At 36.4% G+C, this 25959-nt stretch carries 24 protein-coding genes and 1 tRNA gene; 13 read left to right on the forward strand and 12 right to left on the reverse strand.

The genetic code is table 11. The features are described 5' to 3' along the window. Positions 1–107 precede the first annotated feature (107 nt). Positions 108–1292, forward strand: coding sequence for a hypothetical protein (locus tag AC0UMU_RS06625; RefSeq protein WP_009316779.1), 1185 nt, complete (start codon positions 108–110; stop codon positions 1290–1292). 341 nt (positions 1293–1633) lie between these two features. Here AC0UMU_RS06625 and AC0UMU_RS06630 read toward each other — a convergent pair. The 5 genes from AC0UMU_RS06630 to AC0UMU_RS06650 form a co-directional block, all read right to left on the reverse strand. Then, positions 1634–1704 (reverse strand) — tRNA-Cys (locus AC0UMU_RS06630). A 73-nt stretch (positions 1705–1777) separates the two neighbouring features. Continuing rightward, a complete protein-coding gene (locus tag AC0UMU_RS06635; protein ID WP_009316778.1) occupies positions 1778–1954 on the reverse strand; it encodes a FeoB-associated Cys-rich membrane protein in 177 nt (58 codons plus the stop codon). 15 nt (positions 1955–1969) lie between these two features. Next, a complete protein-coding gene (feoB, locus tag AC0UMU_RS06640) occupies positions 1970–4357 on the reverse strand; it encodes a ferrous iron transport protein B (protein ID WP_009316777.1) in 2388 nt (795 codons plus the stop codon). Positions 4358–4645: 288 nt separating this feature from the next. After that, the gene (locus tag AC0UMU_RS06645) at positions 4646–5665 is read right to left on the reverse strand and encodes an HU domain-containing protein (RefSeq protein WP_009316776.1); all 1020 of its coding nucleotides are present in this window, start codon (positions 5663–5665) and stop codon (positions 4646–4648) included. Positions 5666–5737: 72 nt separating this feature from the next. Further along, a complete protein-coding gene (locus AC0UMU_RS06650; RefSeq protein WP_278714562.1) occupies positions 5738–6568 on the reverse strand; it encodes a tetratricopeptide repeat protein in 831 nt (276 codons plus the stop codon). A gap of 220 nt (positions 6569–6788) precedes the next feature. Between AC0UMU_RS06650 and AC0UMU_RS06655 the strand changes: the two genes are divergently transcribed. Both AC0UMU_RS06655 and recJ read left to right on the forward strand, forming a co-directional pair. After that, complete coding sequence (locus AC0UMU_RS06655) at positions 6789–7712, forward strand: mechanosensitive ion channel family protein (protein WP_278714564.1); 924 nt, start codon at positions 6789–6791, stop codon at positions 7710–7712. Between the two features lie 296 nt (positions 7713–8008). Further along, complete coding sequence (gene recJ, locus AC0UMU_RS06660; protein ID WP_009316773.1) at positions 8009–9727, forward strand: single-stranded-DNA-specific exonuclease RecJ; 1719 nt, start codon at positions 8009–8011, stop codon at positions 9725–9727. Positions 9728–10410: 683 nt separating this feature from the next. Here the strand turns inward: recJ and AC0UMU_RS06665 are convergent. Continuing rightward, complete coding sequence (locus AC0UMU_RS06665) at positions 10411–10629, reverse strand: hypothetical protein (RefSeq protein ID WP_009316771.1); 219 nt, start codon at positions 10627–10629, stop codon at positions 10411–10413. A gap of 384 nt (positions 10630–11013) precedes the next feature. Here AC0UMU_RS06665 and AC0UMU_RS06670 point away from each other — a divergent pair, with 384 nt between their 5' ends. Genes AC0UMU_RS06670 through AC0UMU_RS06680 form a run of 3 tightly spaced genes read left to right on the forward strand, consistent with a single transcriptional unit; the run spans position 11014 to position 15923 of the window. After that, entirely contained in the window at positions 11014–13278 is a 2265-nt protein-coding gene (locus AC0UMU_RS06670; protein ID WP_009316770.1) for an aconitate hydratase, read from the forward strand. Positions 13279–13283: 5 nt separating this feature from the next. Further along, positions 13284–14543, forward strand: coding sequence for an NADP-dependent isocitrate dehydrogenase (icd, locus tag AC0UMU_RS06675; protein WP_009316769.1), 1260 nt, complete (start codon positions 13284–13286; stop codon positions 14541–14543). Positions 14544–14570: 27 nt separating this feature from the next. Next, positions 14571–15923: a citrate/2-methylcitrate synthase gene (locus AC0UMU_RS06680; RefSeq protein WP_022389799.1), complete on the forward strand. Its 1353-nt coding sequence runs from the start codon at positions 14571–14573 to the stop codon at positions 15921–15923. A 96-nt stretch (positions 15924–16019) separates the two neighbouring features. On the opposite strand, the gene rimM is transcribed toward AC0UMU_RS06680, so the two are convergent. The 5 genes from rimM to AC0UMU_RS06705 form a co-directional block, all read right to left on the reverse strand. Then, the gene (rimM, locus tag AC0UMU_RS06685; protein ID WP_022389800.1) at positions 16020–16541 is read right to left on the reverse strand and encodes a ribosome maturation factor RimM; all 522 of its coding nucleotides are present in this window, start codon (positions 16539–16541) and stop codon (positions 16020–16022) included. A gap of 2 nt (positions 16542–16543) precedes the next feature. Further along, positions 16544–17848 (reverse strand): UDP-N-acetylglucosamine 1-carboxyvinyltransferase, encoded by a 1305-nt coding sequence (gene murA / locus AC0UMU_RS06690; RefSeq protein ID WP_022599495.1) that lies wholly within the window; start codon positions 17846–17848, stop codon positions 16544–16546. Positions 17849–17895: 47 nt separating this feature from the next. Beyond that, a complete protein-coding gene (locus tag AC0UMU_RS06695; RefSeq protein ID WP_022389801.1) occupies positions 17896–18492 on the reverse strand; it encodes a DUF4290 domain-containing protein in 597 nt (198 codons plus the stop codon). Positions 18493–18508: 16 nt separating this feature from the next. After that, a complete protein-coding gene (tsaB, locus tag AC0UMU_RS06700; protein WP_009316764.1) occupies positions 18509–19204 on the reverse strand; it encodes a tRNA (adenosine(37)-N6)-threonylcarbamoyltransferase complex dimerization subunit type 1 TsaB in 696 nt (231 codons plus the stop codon). Between the two features lie 84 nt (positions 19205–19288). Next, positions 19289–19543 (reverse strand): hypothetical protein, encoded by a 255-nt coding sequence (locus AC0UMU_RS06705; RefSeq protein ID WP_009316763.1) that lies wholly within the window; start codon positions 19541–19543, stop codon positions 19289–19291. 681 nt (positions 19544–20224) lie between these two features. On the opposite strand from AC0UMU_RS06705, the gene AC0UMU_RS06710 reads away from it, so the two are divergent. Genes AC0UMU_RS06710 through AC0UMU_RS06740 form a run of 7 tightly spaced genes read left to right on the forward strand, consistent with a single transcriptional unit; the run spans position 20225 to position 24318 of the window. Next, positions 20225–21097 carry a YicC/YloC family endoribonuclease gene (locus AC0UMU_RS06710; protein WP_278716195.1) on the forward strand — a complete coding sequence of 291 codons (873 nt, stop codon included), beginning with the start codon at positions 20225–20227 and terminating at the stop codon, positions 21095–21097. A 5-nt stretch (positions 21098–21102) separates the two neighbouring features. Continuing rightward, positions 21103–21669 carry a guanylate kinase gene (gene gmk / locus AC0UMU_RS06715; RefSeq protein ID WP_278716198.1) on the forward strand — a complete coding sequence of 189 codons (567 nt, stop codon included), beginning with the start codon at positions 21103–21105 and terminating at the stop codon, positions 21667–21669. Between the two features lie 3 nt (positions 21670–21672). After that, the gene (gene nadD / locus AC0UMU_RS06720; protein ID WP_278716201.1) at positions 21673–22260 is read left to right on the forward strand and encodes a nicotinate (nicotinamide) nucleotide adenylyltransferase; all 588 of its coding nucleotides are present in this window, start codon (positions 21673–21675) and stop codon (positions 22258–22260) included. Between the two features lie 3 nt (positions 22261–22263). Continuing rightward, entirely contained in the window at positions 22264–22911 is a 648-nt protein-coding gene (locus AC0UMU_RS06725; RefSeq protein WP_009316759.1) for a DUF5063 domain-containing protein, read from the forward strand. Next, positions 22886–23533: a 3'-5' exonuclease gene (locus tag AC0UMU_RS06730; protein WP_022599503.1), complete on the forward strand. Its 648-nt coding sequence runs from the start codon at positions 22886–22888 to the stop codon at positions 23531–23533. Before AC0UMU_RS06725 ends, AC0UMU_RS06730 begins: the two co-directional genes overlap by 26 nt. Before the next feature lie 28 nt (positions 23534–23561). Further along, positions 23562–23777 (forward strand): hypothetical protein, encoded by a 216-nt coding sequence (locus AC0UMU_RS06735; protein ID WP_022599505.1) that lies wholly within the window; start codon positions 23562–23564, stop codon positions 23775–23777. A gap of 16 nt (positions 23778–23793) precedes the next feature. Continuing rightward, the gene (locus AC0UMU_RS06740; protein ID WP_009316755.1) at positions 23794–24318 is read left to right on the forward strand and encodes a DUF481 domain-containing protein; all 525 of its coding nucleotides are present in this window, start codon (positions 23794–23796) and stop codon (positions 24316–24318) included. A gap of 260 nt (positions 24319–24578) precedes the next feature. Here the strand turns inward: AC0UMU_RS06740 and AC0UMU_RS06745 are convergent, their stop codons facing one another. Next, positions 24579–25931, reverse strand: a complete 1353-nt coding sequence (locus AC0UMU_RS06745) for an MFS transporter (protein ID WP_278716204.1) — start codon at positions 25929–25931, stop codon at positions 24579–24581. Between the last annotated feature and the right edge of the window lie 28 nt (positions 25932–25959).

Below are 25959 nucleotides of genomic sequence, written 5' to 3' on the forward strand. Positions count from 1 at the left end.
ACAGATAAAAAATCAATAATGTTTATCTCATCCCATTTAAAAAAAAATCTACAAGAGTTTCTTGAACCAGAATTGTTATCTTTGTTCCCAGATTAAAATAGACTAAAATGAGCAAAGAGAAGAATCCATGGATAGTATCCACGATCATACTTTCTGTACTTCTTTTGGTGATTGCCGGACTATTCTGGTATCGTTATAATAATGAGCACACAACATTCGAGATTGTCGATGATTTAGGGGGAAACATATTTCCTTCGGCTATTCTTTCCGTTGCGGTTTCCGACACACAAATTGTCGTTCCGGCAGATACTGCATATTTAGGAAATCCTAAATCGGGAATTGCAATTCTCATAAAATCGGGAAAACCTCATAGCAAAATCAGAATTACAGTAGGTGCGACACCTTTTTTTGAAGAATCGGTTTCTGAATTTATCTTGGAAAAACCTAAAACCGAATATAGGATATATCCGGATATTATTTGGAAATACGATGCTTTAAAACAGGCCATACAGCCCTCTCCTGTCAGTGTAGCAATACAGGTCGAAATGAACTACAAGAAAATGGGAAGACATGTTAAAACCATGTCTGTAAGGAGTATAAACGAATGTCTATTGGGTTATATCGATGAAAAACAAAAATTCCATGACACCGGAATATTTTTTGCAGCTTATGTAAATGAAGACCATCCGATGATCGATATTATTTTAAGAGAAGCATTAAATACACGCATAGTAAACCGGTTTCTCGGTTATCAATATCAGGGAAAGTATGTAGAAAAACAAGTTTATGCAATCTGGAATGCTCTGCAAAAACGAAATTTGAAATATAGTTCTATATCTTCTTCAAGCTTGTCTTCAAATGTAGTCTTTTCTCAACGAGTACGTTTATTCGAGGATGTATTGGAATCTGCTCAAATAAATTGTGTGGACGGAAGCGTTTTATTTGCCTCATTACTGAAAGCAATCAATATAGATCCTATCTTGGTAAGAATGCCCGGTCACATGTTCGTGGGATATTATCTGGATAAAAGCCACACGAAAAAAAATTTTTTAGAAACTACAATGATAGGTGATGTCAATTTAGATGATTTTTTCCCTGAAGAACAATTAGACTCGACTATGGTAGGAAAAAGCCAAAACGAAATTTCATATACGATATTTAACAAGTCAAAAGAATATGCCAATAAACGGTACGAAGAAAATAAAATCTCTATAGAAAGTAAAAAGAAATTCTATACTCTCCTGGAAATATCCCGAAACATACGTAAAGACATACAACCTATAGGAAAATAATATATAGATACATGTCACCGATAATCAATATGTCGTATTTCTTCAGCCAAATAAAAAGCCTTTTCCATATCACATATTCTATATCCATAAGGTAATGCAGGATCAACATATCTATCGGAAGATCATTGTAAAACCTCTTCAAAAAAGATTCTCAACTCTGACCCGAGTAAAATTTAGACAGGACCTTAGAGAAAGGAATAGAAGAAATAACCGTTGTGATATTTTCACCTTTTTGATTGTCTGACTTTTGTATTTTACTAATTCGTCGCCCCCATTCCCGTCCCCTAAAAAATCAAAAAGCCCTAAAGTATTGATTTTCAACAACTTTAGAGCTTATATTGAGGTTCCTGGCGGATTCGAACCGCCGTAAACGGTTTTGCAGACCGGTGCCTAGCCACTCGGCCAAGGAACCTTATTTCTCATTTGCGATTGCAAAGGTAATGTATTTTTTTTAATCTGCAAGACAAATGATAATTTTTATTTTACTATTTAGAGACTTTTCCTTCCAATATGTCTTTACAACAATCACTCTTCTTTCCACAACCCGAACAACTACAACAAGATGCAGATTTTTTATCTTTACGAATAAATCGAATAATAGCTCTCAATAAATATAAAGCTACCAATATACCGATAATCCCGACAATTATATTCTGATTCATATATACCCTTTCTTTTTATATAAACAATTTTCCGATATTATAGATCAAAAAAGAGACAATCCAAGCAACTCCGGTATTATAAATAATTGTGAATAATCCCCATTTCCAGCTTCCGGCCTCATTAGCCACTGCAACAATTGTAGCGATACAAGGAATATACAACAAAACGAATGCCATAAAGCTAATTGCAATCAATGGTGTAAAGTCCGGATGTCCTGTTTGTGGGTTAGGTGCAGTAAGTTTCGCCGACAGTGTCGCATCATCATCCGAAGCACCTTCTGAATACAAAACTCCTATAGTACTCACAACCAATTCTTTTGCTGCCGTACCGGAAATAAGAGCGATACTAACTTTCCAATTAAATCCGAGTGGTTCTAATACCGGCTCGATAAATTGTCCTATTCTCCCGATATATGAATTTTGCTGCTGAACAAAACTTTCTTCTACAGTAGTTTCAGATACAGTATCTGAAATAGAAGTTCTCGGGTAATAACTTAAAAACCAGATGATAATAGATGCAACCAATATCAATCCTCCCATTTTCTTCAAATATTGTTCAGCTTTTCCCCACATATGACGTAAAGTAGCTTTTGCCGTGGGAATACGATAAGGTGGCAATTCCATAACAAAAGGTGTTTCATCCTTTTTAAACAAGAACTTCCGCAATAAACGTGCTGTAATGATAGCCACAATGATACCTAACAAATAAAGTCCTATGAAAACCAGACTTGCATGATCGGGAAAAAATGTTCCGATCAATAAAACATATATAGGCAAACGTGCACTACAAGACATAAAAGGATTTATCAAAATAGTAATAAGCCGACTACTGCGACTCTCGATCGTACGAGAAGCCATAATTGCAGGAACATTGCATCCGAAACCCATAACTAACGGAATAAAAGACTTACCGTGCAACCCTATCCTATGCATAATCTTGTCCATGATAAAAGCCGCCCGAGCCATATATCCCGAGTCTTCCATAAAGGAAATAAAAAGATACAATATCAATATATTCGGAAGAAAAACGATAACACCTCCTACTCCGCCAATAACACCATCCACAATCAGATCTTTCAAAGGGCCGTCACTCATATATCTTTCCACCAAAGATCCTATCCATGCAACTCCTGATTCGATCCACTCCATCGGATACGCTCCTAATTTAAAAGTTGCTTCGAACATAACCCACATGAGTAGAATAAAAATAGGAAAACCGAAAAGCTTATTCGTCACCAACGAATCTATTATATGAGTGGTACGAGCTTTTTCTCTATCTCCAGGAATTAAGGTCTCTTTCAAAGCACCCGAAATGAATCCGTATTTCTCATTAGAAACCGCAGTTTCCACGTCTTCTCCCAAAGTTTTTGAAATGCGCTGCACCTCTCTATTTCGCAATGTAATCAAGTCATTATAATCTGCCTTATCTTTCAATATAGATTCAACCTCTTTATCACCTTCAAGAAGTTTTATCGCCAAATAACGAGGTGAGAAATGCTGTTTTATTTGAGGATCGGTCTTCAATTCTTCTTTTAACACATTAATACCCGACTCAATTACTTTCCCATGATTGATATGTATATGCCTCACGGTCAAGTCTTGATTTTCATATACCCGAATAATCGTATCGAACAAATTATCGATTCCTTTGCCCGAACGCGAAACTGTGGGGACAATAGGTACTCCGATCATTTCACCTAATGTCTTATAATCCAGTACTGCCCCACTTTGCTCCAACTCATCATACATATTCAAAGCGATAACCATACTAAGATCCATATCGATAAGCTCGGTAGTGAGATATAAATTCCGCTCTAAATTAGAAGCGACAACGACATTTACAATAACATCGGGAGTTTGTTCAAATATATGACGACGCACATATAGTTCTTCAGGAGAATATGCCGACAACGAATATGTCCCCGGCAAATCATAAATATTAAAATGATACCCTTTATAATTGAAATATCCTTTCTTTGCATCGACCGTTACTCCACTATAATTTCCCACATGTTCGTGTGAACCAGATGCCACATTGAACAAAGAGGTTTTTCCACAATTAGGATTCCCCACGAGCGCTATATTAATCGTTTTTCCCGAGCGAACCACCGCTTTTCCGATAACATCATCGTTTTGAAGCACATTAGGATCTTCACAAGAGACCAAATCTACAGCTTCATTTTCCGTAAGAACTTCTATCATAGAAGCTTCACTTCTCCTTAAAGAAACTTCATAATCTAAAATTTTATACTTAATCGGGTCTTTTAACGGAGCATTCAATAAAACAGAAACCTTTTTCCCCCTGACAAATCCCATTTCTGTAATACGTTTACGAAAAGCTCCATGTCCCAAAACTTTGACAATTACAGCTTCATCACCAGTTTGCAGATCGGATAAACGCATACTACTCTTATTTTTTAAGTTATACCTAATTTGCGTTACAAAGATCACTATTTATTCTGATTCTACATAACATATCTATCTTTTTATTTATACATAATATAAATAATAACATTTTTTATCAAATTATTCCGCAAACTTTTCTTTCCAGAAGCGTCAAAAACGACTTGACAAAAAACACTGCAATTATTATAACAAATCGAGGCCGCGAAAATAACTAAAGGTATATAAAAAGGGAGTGCCTTTGCTTTGAAGTGCACCCCCTCTATTATCAATTATAGTGCTTGTTGTTTATCTTCTCACAGACATTACCCACGCATCAGAAAAAGGCGAATCACCATTTCTTAAAGTCATCAAAAATTTCTGAGCCTCTTCTTTCTCAGAGAAAGAATCTATATATATTCTAACTTTCTTAGAAGTTTCATATATTTTCAGATCGGCCGTTACACCTTGCTGCTTAAATTGCTCTAATTGCCGCAAGGCAGCTTGTTTTCCCGATAGTGTTGCAACGACCACAATATAAGGACGCACAACATCACTGTCAGATATATTAGCAACTTGAGAATTGTCTTGCTCTGATTTCTGTACCGTAGAAAAATTATTTTCGGCCGCTATAACAGAATCATTCCCTTGTTGCAACGATACGATATCATTTATTTCTATTTCCCCATCTTTTCCATTTTCAAATAATTCAGAAGAAACAAGACTTGCATAATCCGATGTCGTTTTCATTTCAGACATAGGAGTTGAAATCATTAAAAGCAGAATGATTATAGCCGCAGCTGCGATCAATTGTCGAACAAAAGATTTATTTACGGGGATATATACAACATCACGTTTCTTGCTTCTGAGCTTCGGTTCTGCTACATTTTCATCTTTATGTAACTGACCTAACGGACAGATATTTAACTTTTTTAATCCGAATGCAGAAATACCGAACAAGCAAGATGCCGGTGGCTCGAATATCAATGATCTTTCATCTGAAAGGACAAATGTTCCCAACTCCCCGAAAGCATAAGAATCACCGGGTTCTGAAAAACTCCGTTTTATTTCATCAACCCAATGTTCTATCATTGCCACAGCTTTTCCGTAATCTATATCCAATGTTCGCATCAACGATTGAGCCAATAACCCATCATTATACGATAAAGAAGAATTAAAAGTTATTTGTTTTCCAGGAGGTTGTATCGACTTACGGTCCTCGCTAAATCGTGCGGGAACATATTGTAAAACAAAACCTCCCAACCCCGGAACAAGAACACAATCATGTTCCGTCAGCAAATATTCAATATGTCTTACTAATTCTAACATCAGTACAAATGTAGTTATTTTTCTGTAGAATTAGAAATCATACTATCATGAAATTTTCTCCTGATTCTCGAATTATTTTTCGGATTGTTCTTTATTTAAAAGAATATCAGCATTTTTTCTGTCAAAACCTAATGATACAGCCTTGTCCAAATCTCGACTCGCATCCTCTTTTTCATAACGAGCCAACTTCAATTTAGCACGCAAAACATACACTAACGGATCTTTTGGATCTAACTCTAACGCTTTAGCTACATCTTCATCGGCCTTATTCAAACGACGGTTCAATAAGTAAGCTTCTCCTCTATTCAAATATAACGACGCTTGTTCGGGATTAACCCGTATTACTTGCGTATAAAGGTCTATCGCCTCGGTATAATAACCTCTTAACTTCATCAAAGCAGCTAATCCGATACGAGCATCAGAACTTTTCGGATTAATTTTAAGAAGCTGTTCAAAATCTTTACGGCAGGCCGTTGTGTCATTTTTCTCCAATCGAATCAATCCTCTCAAATAGAGAGCATCTTCTTCTTTATCATCTAACATTAAGACCTGATTGTAATCTTTTAAGGCATCATCAAATTTTTCCATTTCCGAAAATAATGCAGCTCTGTTCATCAACAATGTTACCGAACGAGGCGTAATCATCAACGCATTCGTATAGGATTTCAACGCCTCATCGTTTTTTCCCATCTTTCTTTGAATAGTTCCCAAATTAGACAGCAACAAAGCATTTTGCGGATTAGCCGGTTGAACTCTCAATGCTCCGATCAAAGCTTTTTCTGCTCCTGCCCAATCTTCTGACTCGATACATTCAAACGATTTATCGATCCATTCATTATAAGTCTGAGCCGAAACAAACAAAAAATCTGCCATAAAGAAAACGAAAAACAATATACGTTTCATAATCGATTAGCCTTTTTATGAATAAGAAGCAAAAATACCTATTTTGCAAGTAATGAAATATCGAAATACCGCAAATTCATAAGAATTATATTTTTATAAGAATCAGTCAAAAATCTATACCAAACAAAAACATCTCATATCGTGTTTTTTAATGCATTAGTTAGATATAAAATTTTTTTATATTAATTTTGCAAAAGTCAAACTTAAAAATACTACGATAATGCTTGATTTACTCATTAGCGGGGGTCTCCCGACAACCGTACCGGCACCGGCAGACACGACTAAGGTTGTTTCCTTTTTTGAAAAACTTTCCAGTGCTTCCAATATGTCTCTGCAACAGTTATTAGAGCAAATGGTCAGTGGAATAATACATATTTCCATAAAAATACTGATCGCTTTAGTCATATTCTGGGTAGGGAAATGGTTGATGAAAAAAATCAGGAATTTTGTTTCCAACATTTTAATACGAAGAAATGTAGAGCTTTCATTACGCACTTTTCTTCTAAGCCTTATCAACATATCGCTTATGCTGATATTGCTCGTTATCATCATCGGCATCCTCGGTGTCAACACCTCATCATTTGTCGCGTTATTTGCATCAGCAGGTATCGCTGTCGGTATGGCATTGAGCGGGACATTACAGAATTTTGCCGGAGGAGTCATGGTGCTCCTTTTCAAACCTTATAAAGTAGGAGACTATATCGAAGCTCAAGGACAAAGCGGAACAGTAAAAGAGATACAAATATTCAATACTATTTTAAATACACCTGATAATAAGACAATCATTGTACCAAACGGAGGACTGTCAACAGGTATTATCAATAATTATTCGAAAGAAGGTAAGCGCCGGGTGGATTGGACTTTCGGTATCGGATATGGTGATGACTACGACAAAGCTAAAGAAGTATTATCTCGAATGCTCGATGAAGATACACGAGTTCTTAAAGATCCGGCATATTTTATAGCCTTACACAGCTTAGGAGATAGCTCTGTAAATATTGTCGTTAGAGCCTGGGTAGCAACTTCAGATTACTGGTCTGTATATTTCGATATGAACGAAAGAGTCTATAAGGAATTTGGGAAATACGGGCTCAATATACCATTCCCGCAAATGGATGTGCATGTTATAAAAGGACAAGAATAATAGTAAAAAAATAAAAAATGCGGCAACAAAATTTTGTTGCCGCATTTTTTATTTTTTTGCGACAGATAGCCTCTTTTTTTAGCTCATAATTTACTATCTTTACAGCTGCTCTTTTATAGGCTACAAGAAAACAGGCATAAAAAAGAGTATATTATTATAATGCTAATATTTAATTATCAACGCTTTAGCATTATACAAAATCATCATTTAATTTAATAATGATGATACAAGTTGCACACAGTCATACAAACCATGAATTGCAACTTGCCGACCTCGATAAAATAAAAAACATATAAATGATAAGTAAATGGAATTACTTACCCCTTACAGAAAAAGAAAAACAAGCCAAAGAGATTCTATCCCGGACATTGGGATTAGATCCCTATATATGCGAGCTATTGGTACTGCGGGGGGTGACAAACGAAACAGATGCAAAAAAGTTTTTCCGCCCCCAATTATCCGATCTATATGATCCGTTTTTACTGAACGACATGGACAAAGCTGTAAATCGTCTGAATAAGGCGATGGGGAGCAAAGAAAAAATACTAATTTACGGAGATTATGATGTGGACGGCACTACAGCTGTCGCCTTAGTGTATAAATTTTTACAGAATTTCTATTCCGGTCTGGACTGCTACATACCTGACCGATATGACGAAGGGTACGGTATTTCGATAAAAGGTATAGATTACGCTGAAGAAAACGGTTTTTCCCTGATCATTGCTCTTGATTGCGGAATAAAAGCAATAGAAAAAGTCGAATATGCAAAAAGCAAAGGGATAGATTTTATTATCTGCGACCACCATGTTCCGGACAAAGAGCTTCCCGGAGCTGTTGCCGTATTAGACCCCAAAAGAGATGACTCGACCTACCCTTATCAACATTTATCAGGATGCGGAGTCGGATTTAAATTTATGCAGGCTTTCGCAATAAGCAACAATCTAAGTATAAAAGAATATCTTTTCCCTTTACTCGATCTTATGGCTGTAAGCATCGCTTCGGATATCGTACCGATAACAGACGAAAACCGAATACTGGCTTTTCATGGGCTTAAACAACTCAACTCCAATCCAAGCAACGGATTAAAAGCCATTATCGACCTCTGCGGTTTGAAAAACAAAGATATTACTACCAGCGATATCGTTTTCAAAATAGGTCCTCGTATCAATGCTTCAGGCAGAGTACAATCCGGCAAAGAGGCAGTGGATCTTCTGATTTCCAAAGATCCTGAAGGAGCTAAAGAAAAAGGGGAAAACATCAACCAATATAATGAAACTCGAAAAGAAATAGACAAGCAGGTCACCGGAGAAGCCAATAAAATCCTCGAGAATCTGAAGGATTTCGAATCGCATAAATCTATTGTAATATATAATCCGGACTGGCATAAAGGCATCATCGCCATCGTAGCTTCTCGCCTTACCGAACTCTACTATCGCCCCGCAATAGTTCTGACATTTTCCAATGGATTAGTTACCGGTTCGGCACGTTCGGTACAAGGATTCGATGTTTACAAAGCAATAGAATCGTGTCGAGACTTATTGGAAAATTTCGGTGGACACACATATGCTGCCGGACTTTCTCTAAAAGAAGAGAACATTCCGACATTTATAGAACGTTTTGAAAATTATGTAGCAGAAAATATTCTTCCGGAACAAATGATGCCCCAAATAGACATCGATGCAACAATTGATTTCAAAGATATAACCCCCTCTTTTTTGAAAACGTTAAAACAATTCAATCCGTTCGGACCCGGAAACACCAAACCTATTTTTTGCACCAAACGGGTTTTGGACTACGGAACAAGTCGATTAGTCGGACGTGAATTGGAACACTTAAAATTAGAAATGGTCGATAGCCGTTCAGAAAACATAATGAACGGTATTGCTTTCGGTATGCATGAACATAATGAATATATAAAAGCTCATCACCCTTTCGATATTTGTTATACAATTGAAGAAAACACTCATAATAAAAATATTCAATTGATGATAAAAGATATTCAACCTTCTAAATAGAAAATGGATAGTTTATGAAAAACAGGGGCTGTTCAAAAAGTTAGAAAGTTCAAATTCAAACTTTCAATTTAGAACTGATAGGCTTCGATTATAAAAAGAATGCTACTTTCACCTATAAAAATTAGGTGTAAAGTGGCATTCTTTATTTATTTTGTTACAATCTGTAACTTTTACCAATTCAGTTTTGATTTTTTGTACCCCCTTTAAATGATACAGTAATTTCTATTCTCTTTTAAGAACTGTCTAAACTTTCCAATAAAAAAATACTATCAGGTCATCTTTATGTTTTATTCTGGTCTTTTTCCTGTTTTCCCTCGTCGGATAACCCGCTATCCTCCTCGTAAAAACAAAAAAAAAATATCCTCAAAAAACTCCCAAACCTGGCCCGAGCAAAATTTAGACAGGTTCTAAGGACTACCCTTAAACTAAACCGAGATAAATTTATTCATTTTCTCACCTCATTTTTTTAGTATTTAAATAAATGTACAACCCAATAAGCCCAATATAATTAGTAATCAACAATATAACAAACCAAATCACTTTAGTTCCTACGGATATTTCTTTATAATGACGAAATAAATAGCAACCTACTATTATAGGAATAATATAAATAATAACCATCAAAATCAGTGGTCCATAACTAAAAAATAAATCTATAAAGTCCATATATTTAGATTTAAAATTTAATAAACTTTTGGTGCAACCTTCCCATGCATTGAAAATTCGGTAACAGTTACTTCAACACCTAATTCTCCCGCTGTAGTAGCCCTATAACGAACAGCCCCAGCAACTATATATTCAATCTCTCTACCATTGGAAGATATTTGATATGTACTGCCTTGGGATACAAAATATGTTTGAAATCCCAAACCAGTAACCGTATGATCCACATCAAAACTCATGTTTCTCCATTTTAAATCGAACCATTCTATGTTTTAAAAGTAAAGATATAAAATTAAATAATAAAATCCTATTATATATAGAAATATATTTACAAAATATATAATAATTACTTGAATATATTTTAATCTGACACCAAAACAATCTATACCACAAAAAAAATTGGACAAATCCCCGTCAATATATACAAATAACGTATATAGGGATATCAAAATGATTATTATATTATATCATAATTACTTTTATCAAAAAACGCATAAATAACACATAAATATACATAATAGAATTCATTTTTCTCTATACAAATAATAAAATCAAAAATAATAATATAAAAACAGATATAGAATAAACAAAATGATATATATTTGCACAAAACATTTTTAAATATGCAATTTGATATAGAATTAATACAGGAAGTATATGCTTCGTATGCAGAAAAGGTTGAAAAAAGCCGTCAATTATTAGGTCGTCCGATGACTCTTACGGAAAAGATCTTATATGCGCATTTGTATAATAATGAGTATCCCCATAAACCGTTTATACGAGGAATCGACTATGTCAATTTTTCTCCGGACAGAGTTGCGATGCAAGATGCTACGGCACAAATGGCTTTATTACAATTTATGATTGCAGGGAAAGATAAAGTAGCCGTACCTTCTTCCGTACATTGCGACCATCTTATACAAGCGGATATAGATGCAAGTAACGACATAAAAAAAGCTCTTGTTTCCAATCAAGAGGTATATGACTTCTTAAAAGATGTCTCAAACAAATACGGGATCGGTTTCTGGAAACCGGGAGCTGGAATCATACATCAGGTCGTTTTAGAAAATTATGCATTCCCGGGAGGTATGATGGTAGGGACAGATTCTCATACTCCCAATGCCGGTGGGTTAGGTATGATAGCAATCGGTGTAGGAGGAGCAGATGCGGTAGATGTCATGACCGGTATTCCATGGGAATTGAAAATGCCCAAGATAATAGGAGTAAAATTAACCGGTGAACTGAACGGTTGGGCTTCTCCCAAAGATGTCATTTTAAAATTAGCCGGAATACTCACTGTAAAAGGCGGAACAAATGCCATTATAGAATATTTCGGTGAAGGGGCTAAAAATCTGTCGGCAACAGGGAAAGCGACTATTTGCAACATGGGTGCTGAAGTAGGAGCGACAACATCCCTATTTGCATACGATGAGAGCATGGCAAGGTATCTTAAAGCTACCGGACGCGAACAAATTGCCAAAATGGCAAACAAACTTTCAGATTATTTAGAAGCGGACAAAGAGGTAATCGACAATCCCGAAAAATATTATGATCGGATCATAGAAATCAATCTTTCCGAACTCGAGCCGTATATCAATGGACCTTTTACTCCGGATGCGGCACATCCTATTTCGGAATTCGGCCGAATCGTTAAAGAAAACGGATATCCGCAAACTATGGAAGTAGGTCTGATCGGGTCTTGTACAAACTCATCATATCAAGATTTAAGCCGTGCGGCATCTGTAGCCCGACAAGCATCAAAAAAACATCTAAAAGCAAAGGCCGAATTCAGAATTAATCCCGGATCAGAACAAGTTCGTTATACAGCAGAACGAGACGGATTGATCTCCGATTTCGAATCGATCGGAGGTATTGTCATGACAAATGCTTGCGGTCCTTGCATAGGACAATGGAAACGTCATACGGATGATAATCAAAGGGCAAATTCGATTGTGACATCTTTTAACCGAAATTTTGCAAAACGTGCAGACGGCAATCCGAATACACATGCATTTGTCGCTTCTCCCGAAATCGTCACAGCTTTGACAATCGCCGGAAATCTGTGCTTTAATCCCTTGACAGATACCTTAATCAATGAAAACGGGGAGTCTGTAAAATTGGATATGCCAGAAGGAGAAGAACTTCCTGTTAAAGGTTTTGATGTCAAAGATCCCGGCTACATAGCTCCGGACAAAGGCCTATCTTCTTCTGATATTATCATTGATCCGAACTCTAAACGATTACAAAAACTGTCACCTTTCGCACCGTTTAATCCGTTGAATTTCGAAAGAATGCCTTTACTGATAAAAACAAGCGGGAAATGTACGACAGATCATATTTCAATGGCAGGACCTTGGTTACGTTTCAGGGGACATCTCGAAAACATATCGGACAATTTACTAATGGGTGCAGTAAATGCTTTTAACGGTAAAACAAACGAAGTTTTCAACCAACTGACAAATGAATACGACACCGTTTCCGGGACCGCGAAAAGTTATAAAATGCACGGAATATCATCAATAGTCGTAGCTGAAGAAAATTATGGGGAAGGATCATCTCGGGAACATGCAGCCCTCGAGCCTCGTTTTCTTGGCGTAAAAGCGGTTTTATGCAAATCTTTTGCACGTATTCATGAAACCAATTTAAAAAAGCAAGGCATGCTGGCTCTGACATTTGTCAATAAGGATGACTACAATAAAATTAAGGAAAAAGATATTTTATCAGTCAAAGGGCTGGAATCTTTTGCTCCAGATAAAAATCTGACAATAGAAATTATTCATCCGGATGGAAGTCTTGAAAGTTTTGAAGCTTCTCACACATATAATAATTTACAAATCGAATGGTTTAAAGCAGGAAGCGCATTAAACTATCTAGCAAATAAAAAATAGTGATCATGGCAAAACTAAAAATAGAAAACGGGAAATTGGTAGTCCCCAATAATATAACTATTCCATACATAGCCGGCGATGGTGTCGGAGCGGAAATATCGCCTGTTACACAATCTATTATCGATACCGCTGTAAAAAAATGTTATGCAGGAGAAAGAAAAATCGAATGGCTCGAAGTTCTTGCCGGAGAAAAAGCCTTTAAACAAACAGGCTCATGGCTTCCGGAAGAGACCATGAGAACATTTCGAGAATACCTGATCGGAATCAAAGGCCCGTTAACCACACCCGTAGGCGGGGGTATTCGATCGCTAAACGTTGCTTTACGGCAAGAACTGGATCTATATGTATGCCTACGTCCGGTACGCTGGTTCAAAGGCGTCGTTTCTCCGATAAAAGAACCCCATAAAGTCAATATGCATATCTTCCGGGAAAATACGGAAGACATATACGCCGGCATAGAATGGCAGCAAGGAAGTCCCGAAGCTGAAAAATTTCTTCATTTTCTGCAAAATGAAATGAAAGTGAGTAAAATAAGATTTCCCCAAACCTCTTCTTTCGGAGTGAAGCCTGTTTCTATTGAAGGAAGCGAACGACTTATACGATCTGCTATTCAATATGCTATTGAACACAAACTCCCGTCTGTGACTCTTGTACACAAAGGCAATATCATGAAGTTCACCGAAGGCGGATTCAAATTATGGGGATATGCAATGGCCGAAAGAGAGTTCGGTAATCAAGTATTCACTATGATGCAGTATGAACGGCTAAAAAAATCAGATGGAGAACCGGCTGCTGAAAATGCCCTGAAAAAAGCAATAAAAGAAGGAAAAATTATTATTAAAGATGTTATTGCTGATGCTTTTCTTCAAAACACTCTCCTAATTCCGGAAGAATATTCGGTCATTGCGACCTTAAACTTAAACGGAGATTATATTTCCGACCAGTTAGCCGCCATGGTGGGAGGCATCGGAATTGCACCGGGTGCAAATATAAATTACATTACAGGACATGCCATATTCGAAGCTACACACGGTACAGCTCCTAATATCGCCGGTAAAAACAGAGTCAATCCGTCTTCACTCCTACTATCAGGAGTAATGATGCTCGAATATTTAGGCTGGCAAGAGGCCGCAGCAAATATCGTCAACGCTTTAGAAAAGACATTCCAGTCACATAAAGCAACCATAGATTTAGCCCGGTTTATGGACGATTCTAAAACTCTGACAACAACCGAATTCAGAGATGAAATTATCCGAAATTTGTAATAACAAGAGAGTAAAGATTATAAAGATATGAAAGATGAATATATGATATACAAACTCTCTGATTCTATCAAGAGTACAAGCCATATAGATAACGAACTGTTTGTAAAACATAATGTAAAAAGGGGTTTACGCAATGAGGATCATTCAGGTGTACTTGTCGGATTGACAAAAATCGGAGATGTCGTAGGATATGAACGTATGCCGGAAGGCGGTCTCAAAGCTATTCCGGGAAAGCTCGTATATCGGGGTATCAATATCGAAGATCTGGTCAAAGGCATCGAAAAGGAAAACCGATACGGCTTTGAAGAAACGGCCTTTCTCCTTCTTTCAGGTTTTTTACCGGATAAAGACGAATTGGAAACATTTACCCGTTTGCTTAACCAATCTATGCCTTTAGAGCAAAAAACGACGATGAATATTCTGGATCTTGAGGGACATAATATTATGAATATTCTGGCTCGGAGTGTTCTCGAAATGTACACGTTCGACCCTAATCCCGACGATACATCCAGAGACAATCTGATGCGGCAATCTATAGAATTGATAGCCAGATTTCCCACAATCATAGCATATGCCTATAACATTTTAAGACATAGTCAACAAGGGAGATCTTTGCACATCAGACATCCGAAAGAAAATCTTTCTATCGCGGAAAATTTTCTGTTTATGTTGAAAGGTCCTCAATATACCCAATCGGAAGCACGTATTCTCGATTTGGCACTAATGCTTCACGCCGATCATGGCGGAGGGAATAACTCTACATTTACCGTACGGGTTACCAGTTCATCGGGAACAGATACTTATTCCTCTATCGCAGCCGGAATAGGCTCTTTAAAAGGTCCGTTACATGGAGGTGCAAACCTTAGGGTTATCGATATGTTCCATCATCTGCAAGAAGTAATCAGCGACTGGACAGATAAAGATGAAATAGATGCTTATTTGACTAAAATGCTACGTAAGGAAGGATACAATAAAAGCGGAAAAATATATGGCATCGGTCACGCAGTATATACTATCTCCGATCCTCGTGCCTTATTGCTTAAAGAATGGGCTCGCAATCTTGCAAAGGAAAAGGGTTTGGACAAAGAGTTTGCATTTCTGGAATTGATAGAGGAGCGTGCAATAGAGACTTTTATGAAATTCAAAGGGAACCAAGTAAAAAAACGGGTTTGTGCAAACGTCGATTTTTATTCCGGATTTGTATATGAAATGATCGGTTTACCTAAAGAAGTATATACACCTCTTTTTGCGATGTCTCGTATTACAGGATGGACGGCACATAGAATCGAAGAACTTAACTTTGACAGCAAACGTATTATCCGCCCAGCATATAAAAACGTGTCGGAAGATGCTCCCTTTATTCCTTTAGATAAACGTTAAGAGCCGGCCTAATATCCAATAATTTTCTCAATAAAGAGCAAGGTTGGAATATTCGGTCTTGCCCTTTATTTCATTTTGGGAAGTTCTTTCAAAAACTTACAGATTCAGTAATCCATTCGGGACATCCATTTTTATAATTTTATTTTCTCTATCAACAGAGATCACAAAATCATCATTCGCCGGAATAAGCAGTTCAGAGGCATCACGACCCACAACAAACAACGTATTTATTGTCGAATCATCTATATGTACAATTTTCCCCAAGATACCATGATGTTTGTCGACGACTGTATATCCCAAGAAATAATCTCCGGGAGCAATATAATCTTCTCCCTCCATTTCTAAATAAGATTTCGGGAAATAAACGTCCAAATTAGTAAAAACTCTGGCATCACTGTCAGTATCGACATCTTCTAATTTGAAAAGGGCGGTCATCTCACTCTTAAACCTGTATTCTTCTATGTAAAACGGGACAAAAATACCATCTATCTCGCACACAATATAAGGACAATCCGTACGGTCAAATACATCATCGGTAAAAGAAAAAGATATTTCTCCGTGTATGCCGTGAGGCTTATTGAACTGTCCGATTTTTATTAATTCTTCTCTCGTAATCATGATTACAAACGGGTAATTCTCGCCCCTAATTTATTCAACCTTTTATCAATATCCTGATATCCCCTATCTATCTGATCAATATTATGAATCGTACTGATACCGTCTGCCGACATGGCGGCTATCAATAAGGCAATACCTGCACGAATATCCGGAGAAACCATTGTCGCCGCACGTAATGTATGAGATTTCCCCTGCCCGATTACAGCTGCTCTATGCGGATCGCATAATATAATTTGAGCTCCCATATCAATCAATTTATCGACAAAAAACAAACGACTCTCGAACATTTTCTGATGAATCAGCACACTTCCTTTTGCTTGTGTCGCAACAACTAAAAATACGCTCAACAAATCTGGAGTCAACCCCGGCCAAGGCGCATCAGCAAAAGTCATGATCGACCCGTCGATAAAAGTTTCTATTTCATAATAATCGTGATGCGGCACATGTATATCGTCACCTTCCTGATTTAACGTAATCCCTAAACGGCGAAAACTATCCGGAATAATTCCCAAATCGTTATAGGAAACATTTTTAATCCGAATGTCAGAACCGGTCATTGCCGCCATCCCGATAAAACTCCCGACTTCTATCATATCGGGCAATATAGTATGAGAACATCCCTCTAATGATTCTACTCCTTCGACGGTCAGCAGATTTGATCCGATACCCGAAATTTTTGCGCCCATTTTATTCAACATTTTGGAAAGCTGCTGCAAATAAGGCTCACACGCTGCATTATATATCGTTGTCGTACCTTTTGCCAACACTGCAGCCATAAGTATATTGGCTGTACCGGTCACCGAGGCTTCATCCAATAACATATAAGCACCTTTCAATTCTCTCGCTGTAATTTCATACAACTGCTGTTCGGGATAATATGTAAAATCTGCCCCTAACTTTTGAATACCGATAAAGTGAGTATCTAACCGTCTCCGGCCGATCTTGTCACCTCCCGGCTTGGGTATAACCGCCATCCCGAAACGAGCGACCAACGGTCCGACAATCATAACAGAACCTCGCAATGATGCGCTACGCCGTAAAAAATCTTCACAATGCAGATAATCCAAGTTCACATTATCCGCTTTAAAACTGTAGGCATTAACCCCTATATGCTGCACTGTGACTCCCATGTCTCTCAATAATTGTATCAAATTATTTACATCCAAAATATCGGGAATGTTATAAATTTTAACTTCTTCGGATGTAAGCAATGTAGCACAAATAATCTGTAAAGCTTCATTCTTAGCGCCTTGCGGAACAATATCCCCCTGTAGACGATGTCCCCCTTCTATAACAAACGATGCCATATTGTGTCGGAATTTGATTGTTTTTGTGAAAGATACAAAAAAAGCGGTTATCTACCCGCTTTTCTCATATTATTTTTATTCTTTTTCTGAAGAAACTCTTTCGACTCCTTCAATCGGAAAGTTTCCGGACTAAGATCGATTCTACCATGGGAATATTCTCTTAGATCCTTGAATATTTTATCGTCATCAACAACCTCCTTATTCCAAGTAAGAAAAGATTTCTTCATATGATTGGCCAATAAAGAAATCAGTTGATCCCGTTCCGGGCCATCGGGGTAATCTTCACATTTCTTTATCATACGCTCAAGAGTTTTTCCATAATGTCTATAACGAATCGGAGTTAAAGTATACGGAATTCTATCCGGCTTAGTACGAAGATTCTCTTTCCGAATAATTTCATAAGGATAATCAATATCTAACTTAAAATCGGACATAATAGCCAAATGATCCCACAATTTATGTTTAAAATCATCGACATCCCTAAGATGGGGAAACAAGTTTCCCATGATGTTTATAATCGTATTTGCACAACGAGTACGCTCTTCACGGTCCTCTATCGACACGCAATGATCTATCATTTGCTGAACATTACGTCCATATTCGGGCATGATCAACTTTTTTTGTTGTGTATTATAATCGGGCATAATTAAAAATATTTAGTTATAAAACTTTATGTTTCGGCTTAGTTGCTACAAACTCCTTTAAATAAAAAGGTTCGAAATAAGCAACATCCTTAAAATCTCTCTCTCTGAAAGCTTTTTCTGCCAAAGCCAACATATCAGAGGCCAAAGGATTTATATCTTTATCTAAAAAAAGGGCTTTCGGATTTGTCAATACCGAACGGCACTTCGCAGCTCCGTTGCCAAAAAATAAAACAGATTGTTCTCTCAAAAAGTTCTCATAAGTGTCGGCTTCGATAATATCGGCAGATACGGGCTTCACAGGATTTAAAGATAAATCATAAATAGCAGAATAGACCTCCATGCGCCGTGCATCGATCATCGGACAAAACAAAGTATTTTCTGGATATTTTTCCCTAAACATTACATGACAAGTCATTATTTCAAGAGTATTTATACCTATCAACGGTATTCCCAACCCGAAACAAAGACCTTTTGCCATAGATACTCCGATTCTGAGTCCGGTATAAGACCCCGGTCCGCAACTGACAGCAACGGCATCTAACTTAAAACCGTAATGTTTTGCCATATCGATAGCTTCCTGTACATATCCGCCCAAACATGAAGCATGAGAAGGTCCTTCATAATTTTCCCGGCGAAATATAACTTGTCCTTCATGTGTCAACGCCACCGAACAGACAGATGTAGAAGTTTCTATATTTAAAAGAGTCGCCATCTATTCTTGTAATAATTAATATTTTATTTTGCAAAAGTAGCTGTTTTTTTTCATTTTCCCTGTATGATTCAGAATATATTCCAATCACTTATTAAAAAGTTCAGGAAACAAACATTCTATCTTCTCTCTGAGATTATACACTCTTTCTTTGACCTGTTCTTCATTTATTCCTAACGCACGACCAATTTCATCATAATTTTTTCTTAGGATCAAAAATCCGATCAAAACACGATCTCTAACATTCATATTTTTTACGATATTCAGAATAAAAATGCGATTATAAAGAGCAACATCATACTCATCAAAAATAGAATATTGATTTTCTTGTTTTAAATACATAACTTTGTTTTTGTTTCTTGATCGGGAGATAAAATAGTTCTTTATAAAAGTAAATGACATTCTCGATGGATATTGCCATAGTCTGAATTTATTCCGATTTTTAAATATCAGGTAATTTACATTCTGTATTATATTTAAAGCTTCATCCCGATTTCGTGTCAACAAAACTATAAATTTGAATAAAAGAGTTTGAAACTTCCCCGACTCCTTGTCCAGATTAAAGTTTTCCATTTGCTTGTCAAACTAACATTAAACAAAAAGAAACCTCCATCCGTTCTGTCTGAATGAGAAAGGTACAGAAACACAACAACTCTTTGCGTGTCTGGATGGAGGTTTTATACTTACACAAGCAGAACTACACACTGGGAGTTTTGTATTTCCGTACCTTTCTCAACAATAAAAATAGATATAAATCTGAACAAAAAATTTATTTTTGATATTATTTTAAAACAATAAAGACATTTTTACTCATATATTTACTTAAAATATCAATAATATATCTATAAATCAAGATAATAAAACAAACACATTTACTCAGTATAAAATTTCTCGTCCGATAAAGAATCGTGCAGACAAGTTTCTAATCTCAAAAAACATTGATACCAATAAAATAAGCATTTTTTTTTATTTAATGACCATTGAAACAGAATTAAAATTAATTTTGCAAAAACATTAATTACAATGATACATTCAATGACCGGGTTCGGCAAAGCTATTACCGAACTGCCCAATCGAAAAATCACAGTAGAAATAAAATCTCTAAATAGTAAACAACTCGATTTATCGACTCGTATTCCAGCTATATATCGTGAGAAAGAAATGGAAATACGATCAGAAATCGCCAAAAGATTAGAGCGCGGGAAAGTCGATTTTTCTATTTTTATAGAAAATATCGGTCGGGATGCTTGTACTCAACTCAATATGCCTGTCATAGAAGGATATTATCAACAAATTAAAGAGGTTTCTGAAACATTGAAGATAGCTTTACCGACAGACTGGTTTCAAACATTGCTTCGTCTTCCCGAATCGATGAAAACCGATACAATGGAATTAGAAGACAACGAAGGAGATATATTGATGCAAACAATAGACAAGGCAATCGGACAATTGGAAGAGTTCAGGCAACAAGAAGGAGCAATGCTCCAAAAACTGTTTACCCAAAAGATCGATAATATCGCATCTCTTCTCAAAGAGGTTGAGCCATATGAACAGGAACGCGTTGAAAAAATTAAAGTCAGAATACATGAAGCCCTAAGCAAAATAGAAAATTTCGATTATGACAAAAACCGATTTGAACAGGAAATGATTTTCTATATCGAAAAATTAGATATTAACGAAGAGAAACATCGTCTGGACAATCATTTGAAATATTTCATAGAAACAATGGCCTCCGGTAAAGGACAGGGGAAAAAACTCGGTTTTATCAGTCAAGAAATGGGGCGAGAGATCAACACATTAGGTTCTAAAGCCAACCATGCGGAATTACAAAAAATAGTCGTTCGCATGAAAGATGAATTAGAGCAAATCAAAGAACAAGTTCTTAATGTAATGTAATTGTTATGCAAGGGAAACTAATCATATTTTCAGCGCCATCAGGTTCAGGGAAATCGACGATTATAAATTACTTGTTACAACAAAATCTCAACCTGGCCTTTTCTATATCCGCAACATCCCGCGCTCCGAGAGGAAACGAGAGGAACGGAGTAGAATATTATTTTATGAGTCCGGAAGAATTCAAAACAAAAATCTCCAACAACGAATTTCTCGAATATGAAGAAGTATATGCGGATAAATTTTACGGTACATTAAAATGTGAAGTGGAGAGACTTGTTGCCAAAGGAAAAAATGTTGTTTTCGATGTCGATGTTGTTGGCGGAATAAATATAAAAAAGTTTTATGGAGATCGGGCTTTATCGATATTCATCCAACCTCCAAGTGTGGAAGTCTTACGCCAAAGATTAACAGGTCGTGGGACAGATGCTCCGGATGTTATCGAGTGCAGATTGAACAAAGCGGAATACGAACTTTCTTTTGCTTCCCAATTCGATATTGTTATCGTCAATGATAATTTGGAAGACGCTCAAAAACAAGCGTTACAAGCTATACAGAATTTTACGGCTCATTAAACCATGAAAATAGGAATATTCTCCGGATCTTTTAATCCGATACATACAGGACACCTAATTATCGCCAACTATCTTTGCGAGTTTGAAAAGCTGGACGAAATATGGTTTGTCGTATCACCTCAAAATCCGCTGAAATCCAAGAGAGATTTGTTATCGGACATTCACAGAATAACGATGGTAAAAAAAGCTATCCGTGGAAACCGGAAATTCAAATATTGTGATATAGAATTTTCTTTGCCTCTACCCTCGTACACTGTACGAACATTAAAAACATTAAAAGAAAAATATCCCGAAAATGAATTTCATTTAATCATAGGTTCGGATAACTGGCTCATTTTCGACCGTTGGAAAGACTACCAGGAAATTTTAGACAATTATCCTATTTTTATATATCCTCGTCTCGGATATGAAATAACTTCTAAAAATTCCTTAAACGGCAAAAATATTCAAATAGCCAAAAGTCCGATAATCGAAATATCTTCAACTTTTATTAGAGAAGGTATTTCCAAAGGAAAAAATATGAACTATTATATGCCTTCGAATGTATATCGATATATTCTGTCAAAGGCATTATATCAACCGCAAACATAAATTATGGATAACTATATTTTTTCAAAAAACACAATCGAGTTTGTTACAGTCGGTGTCGAATTTTGCGCCTTAATGGAAAAAGTTCAGGAAAGCGAAAAATGCGAATTTATAGATACCACCGTAAAGATTCTTCCTTTGCTCTATCTCAAAGCGATATTGCTTCCGGACTCAAATGAGGAGAACGAAGAATATGACATAAATATAGAACATTTTGTTACTGAAGAAATTTATGAATATATTCGCAATAGTATAGAACAAATATTAGGTGAACAAGATTCATATCTTGAGGTTTTCCATGCAGATATGCAATACAGTGAAAGTCCTATCATTGCATATATATCTGAAGATCTTACCGATATATATCAAGATATTAAAGATTTCATATCGGTATATAGTTTGGGAAACGAAGAATGTATGCGTGTATCCTTGAACGAATGTAAAAACAATTTTATGGATTATTGGGGACAGAAACTCGTAAATGTTTTAAGGGCTTTACATTCGTTAAAATACTCCTCAGAAGAGTCGGAAGATATAGAAACGCATCATCATGACAACATAAAACCGACAAACGGAAATAATCTATTTTCCCAACGCCAAGAATCATGGAAGGAAGATATGAACATGGATGAATGGAATAAATGGAATGAATAAATACAAACCAATAAAAATATCAAAAGAAGAAATATCTAAACTGGAAACAGACGCTTTTTCAGGACGTATTATCGTGGTTCAAAATGAACAAGATATAGAAAAAGCGATCTCATATCTTTCGGATTTTCCTATTCTGGGAGTAGATACCGAAACCCGTCCCTCTTTTAGAAAAGGGAAATCTCATACTGTAGCTCTCATACAAATCGCAACAGAAGATACTTGTTTTCTTTTCAGAATAAACCGAACAGGTTTTACTCCTACACTGAAAACACTATTCGAGAATCCGAACATTACAAAAATCGGGTTGTCATTAAAAGATGATTTTTCTATGCTTCACAAAATAGCACCGTTCGAGCCAAAAGGTTTTATCGAACTGCAAAGCTACGTGAAACAATTCAATATAGAAGACATGAGCTTGCAAAAGATATATGCTATTCTTTTCGGAAAGAAAATATCCAAATCTCAAAGATTATCCAATTGGGAAGCCGATATACTTTCTGATGCCCAAAAAAGATATGCAGCAACCGACGCATGGGCTTGTGTCCGTATATATAAAAGTCTTTCGACAGAGTGTTTTTCTGATTTTTATAAAAACAGATCTGCATTGCAAGAGATAGTTTAATTTCGCTTTAATTCAGTATATTACAGAAATGAAAAAATCAAATTTAATAACTATCATATTATTAATTTATTTGGGTGTTATGGCTTATATCGGCTGGCCCAAATTTATCGAAGCCGGCCAATACGTCGAATATTTTGCGATTATATTAGTTACTCTAATCGTAATATTTTTACTTAGGGTCGTTTTGCGTAAAAAAGAACGGTTAAAAAGAGAACGGCAACAGCAACAAGATTTATCTGAATAACTAAAACAAAACCGATATGTCAAAGAAAATAATAATCATCACATGTTTGATCTGCCTGAGCTTTTCTATTTCAGCCCAGACAGAGAGAGGACATTGGCTATTGAATCCGCAATTCACGGCATTTGACTTAAGCGGAACAAACAACGATCTGGATAAAGATAATCGATTTAAACTCGGAATGGGTTTTAAAGGCGGTAATTTTTTATGCGACAGATTGGCTTTATTAGTAGGTGTAGGATTTAAAGTCGATCGACAAAATGATTATAAGGACAATAGCATAAACTTAAACACGGGATTGCGATATTATCTTTTTTCGAAATTATATTTGTCGGCAGAATTGGGGTATGACAAGGTATGGCTTAGAGAATACAGTTCGAATATTACCCGAAAAAGAGATTATTTTTATTTCGGAGCTGATTTGGGATATTCGATATTCGTATCTCAAAATGTCGCAATAGAACCAGACGTTTATTGGAAATACAGTTTCACCGACCAAAGGAATGAATACGGATTTAAAATCGGTATCGGTGTATTTTTCTAATAAAAAAATTAATGCAAGGTTTATAGCCACTTCCTTTAGTTTGATCTCAAAAAATAAGATATAAAAATACAGGTAACCGGTTAAAATGATTTGCACCCCAAAAGTTTTTGTCTAACTTTTGGGGTGCAGATCATTTTGAACCTTTTCTATAATCGGATAATATTTAACTCGTCTAACTTATAAACATCACTTAAAATTCCGATTACCTCGTACTTTCATATTTCCTTATAGACAGATAAACAACAATACTGTTCCGACTTTTAGCAATCTTTCATATTCGGCTTCTCCAACCCATAGCCGTATTTTTTATCTGCAACTTTCAGCAAATAGGCAACAATAAACGATAAAGTGGCAAAACCGGTAAAGACAAACATAGGTACCGTATAATCATAAAGATTTGCATTATTTTCATTCCCGACAATACAATAATTATCTAATACCCATCCGATAAGGTTAGGTACTCCCCACAAACCTATATTCTGAATAAAAAAGATAAGTGCATACGCTGTTCCCAACTGGCGAGCAGGGAAAATTTTAGTAACGCTCGGCCACATCGCTGACGGAACAAGAGAAAATGCAATACCTAAAATAATCATCAGGATTATCGCCACGAGATAATTGGTGATGAAAGGTAATGCGTAGATACAGTGAACTCCGATAAGCATTGCTGCCCCCAACATCATAATACTCGCACCTTTTCCTTTGCAATCGAGATAAATACCGAATACAGGTGTTAGGATCAATGCTCCCAAAGCCGGCAATCCGGCAATTGTACCTGCCAAATTATCACTGATTCCGTATTTATTGATCATAAGTTCGGAAGCAAATTTCTGGAACGGGAATACACAGGAATAGAATAATACGCATAATAAAGCGATCAACCAGAAACCCGGATTAATCAAAATATTTTTTACATCTTTGAAACTGAACTTACTCTCGTCTTCCTCTTCTGCATAATCTTCTTGCTTATCAAGCTTTTGATCCATCACAGCATATATAAAAAACGTCACCAATCCGACAACTAACAAAACCAAACCTAAAAGTACCGGAGTCGATATAGAAAAACTCTTTGCCAAAGGAATAGATACCGAATAAGCGACTTGAGAACCTATACGAGCCAATGCTACTTGAATTCCCATCGCAGTACCGAGCTCTTTCCCTTTAAACCACTTTGCAATAATTTTAGTAACGGTAATCCCTGCGACTTCTGCTCCGACTCCAAAAATAGAATAACCGGCTGCCGCCATAAAAACACCTTGCTTGTAACCGAAAAACGTTGCTTCTGTCGAAATATTCGCTGTCATGCCATAATACTGCAAAGCCGTACCGAACACCATCAAAATCGCAGCAATTTTTCCTGTCAATCGTATTCCGAAACGGTCAAGCATCAAGCCGCCCCAAATCAACATCAACAAAAATACGTTCAAAAAGCTATATGCTCCCGTAAAGAATCCAAAATCACGACTGGTCCAATCTAAATTAGCTTCTAACATAGTTTTCAGCGGAGCCATAATGTCGTTTACAAAATATGCCGCCATCATGGTGAAAGCGACAATTCCCAACGCAGACCAACGCACGAGAACAGAATCTCTTAAAGTTCTTTCCTTTTCCATCTTCTTATTTTAAATTATTTTTCAAGTA

The organism is Coprobacter fastidiosus (assembly GCF_982245605.1).